Here is a 2,199-nt window from a genome sequence, read left to right on the forward strand (position 1 = left end):
ACGGCCCGCCCCGGCGGCCCGGTGAACGGACGGACCGCCGCGGCCACGGCCACGACGGCCGCGCCCCCGAGCGCCAGACCGGGCAGCGCGACCGCCGCCCCTCCCGTGAGCTGCACCGGACCGCCCCCTCACACGACCCGGACGCCGGGGACGTAGCGGATCCACCGGCCGCCCGCCGCGCGGAAGGCCCGTTCCTTGGCCATGATCTCCTCGGCGTGGTTCCACGCGAACAGCAGCGCGAAGTCGGGGTAGGGGTCGGCGAACGCGGCGGGCGGACGCACCGGGATGTGGGTGCCGGGCGTCACCAGCCCCTGCTTGGCGGGGGTGGAGTCGCACACGAACGGCAGCAGGTCCGGGCCGATGCCGCAGTAGTTCGTCACGGTCGCGCTCTTGGCGGTCGCGCCGTACCCGACGACGCGGCGGCCCTGCTCGCGCAGTGTCCGCAACAGCGCCACCAGCTCGTCCCGGACGTGTTCGACCCGCGCGGCGAACCCGTCCAGCGCCGCGAGGCCGAGCCCCTCGACCCGCAGCGTCCGCTTGACCGCGCTGCTCACCCGATACCGGCCGGGGCGCGCCACCGTGAAGCGGAGCTGGCCGCCGTGGACGTCCAGCGGCTCGACGTCGACGAGTTCGAAGCCGTACCGGCGCGCCGCCTGCCGCACCGCGCCGACGGTGAAGAGGTAGACGTGCTCGTCGATGATCTGGTCGAACGCCGTCCTGGCGAGGATGTCGCCGAGGTAGGGGTCCTCGAACACCATCCGTCCGTCACGGGCGAGCAGCAGGTCGGCCCCGGCGAAGACCGACGCGAGGTCGGGCACGTGGCTGACGGTGTTCGCGGAGTAGACCAGGTCGGCGGGCCCCTCGGCGGCGCGGACCTCCGCGGCCGACTCCGGGCCGAAGAACGCCGTCAGGACCCGCGCGCCGCGTCCCGCCGCCTCGGCCGCCGCCCGCCCGGACGGGTCCACGCCCAGGTGCCGGACGCCCGCCCGCGCGAGCGTCGGCAGGATCCCGCCGTCGTTGCAGCCGACCTCCACCACGAACGGGTCCGGACGGTCGCGGACCTCCGCGGCCAGCCGCCGCGCGGTCCGGGCGAAATGCTCGCTCATCCGCGCCGACTGGGACGTCCGGTACGGGTAGTCGCGGTGGAACATCGCCTCGGCGGGCACGGGCTCGGTCAGCTGCGCCATCCCGCAGTCCGCGCACGCGCCCGCCGCGAGCCGGAAGAAGAACTCGGCCTCCGGGTGCGCGTCCGCCTCACCGGGCGGCAGGAACGCGTCGGACCTGGGCTGGCGTCCGAGGTCGACGAACTCGCGGACGGGACCGAGGCAGATGCGGCATCTGGTCATCGTCTGGCTCCCTGCGGCGTCGGCGGGACGGGCGGACTCAGCGGAGAGGGACGTCGGGGGCGCGGGCGGCGGGGGCGGCGGCGAGCGAGTACAGGCAGGCGAGCAGGCTGCGCGCCTGCACGTTGACGTAGTGGCTGTGCGGCAGCAGCGCGCCGAACTGCCGCAGGGTGAGCCAGCGGAAGTCCGGAGGCTCACCCCCGCCGCCCCCTGCGCTGTCCGCGCCGCCTGTGACGTCCGCGTCGGTTTCGACGATCAGGTAGCGGCCCCGCGCGTGGTAGAGCCGTCCGCCCTCCTCCGAGAGCGTCGCCGCGTAGCGGACGCGTTCCGGTGCGGCGGTCAGGACGTCGTCGAGGTAGGGCGGTCGCGGTCGCCCGGGATGCGCCGCGGAGGCGAGGACGCCGGGCCCGCACTGCACGGTGGGGGCGAGTTCCAGCACGTCGCTGCAGCCCGGCTCGGGCAGCGCCCGCGCGAGGACGTGCAGGACGCCGTCGATGCGCGCGGTCAGGAAGGCCGCCAGGGACGTCCCCAGCGGGCGGATCATCGGCTGCGACCAGGCGTCCACCTCGCGTCCGGCGGTGCCGACCGTGACGCCCACGACCTCGAAGGACCGCCCGTCGTGCGCGGCCACGGCGGTGGGGGAGACGGTGGTGCCGTCGTGCCGCCACCCCGGCATCCCGGCCAGCGGGACGCGGCGGACCCGGACCTCCGCCCGCGTCCGCCGCTCGGTGATCCAGTGCAGGACGTCCGCGTCGGAGTGCGCGCCGCGGGCGGCGTCCAGCGAGCGGCCCAGCGCGGCGCGGAACCCGTCCGGCACCGGGGGAGCCGCGGCCGTCCCGGGCGCGGACGCCGAGCG

General features: G+C 76.3%; 2 protein-coding genes. Both read right to left on the reverse strand.

What is annotated here, in order from left to right; genetic code table 11:
- Positions 1 to 128 precede the first annotated feature (128 nt).
- Complete coding sequence (locus DZF91_RS24680) at positions 129 to 1,346, reverse strand: class I SAM-dependent methyltransferase (RefSeq protein ID WP_117359655.1); 1,218 nt, start codon at positions 1,344 to 1,346, stop codon at positions 129 to 131.
- Between the two features lie 37 nt (positions 1,347 to 1,383).
- On the reverse strand, positions 1,384 to 2,199 hold an 816-nt coding region (locus tag DZF91_RS24685), incomplete at its 5' end, for an NDP-hexose 2,3-dehydratase family protein (protein WP_207661900.1).

It is taken from the genome of Actinomadura logoneensis, from assembly GCF_003428695.1.
GTDB classification, from domain to species: Bacteria; Actinomycetota; Actinomycetes; order Streptosporangiales; family Streptosporangiaceae; genus Spirillospora; species Spirillospora logoneensis.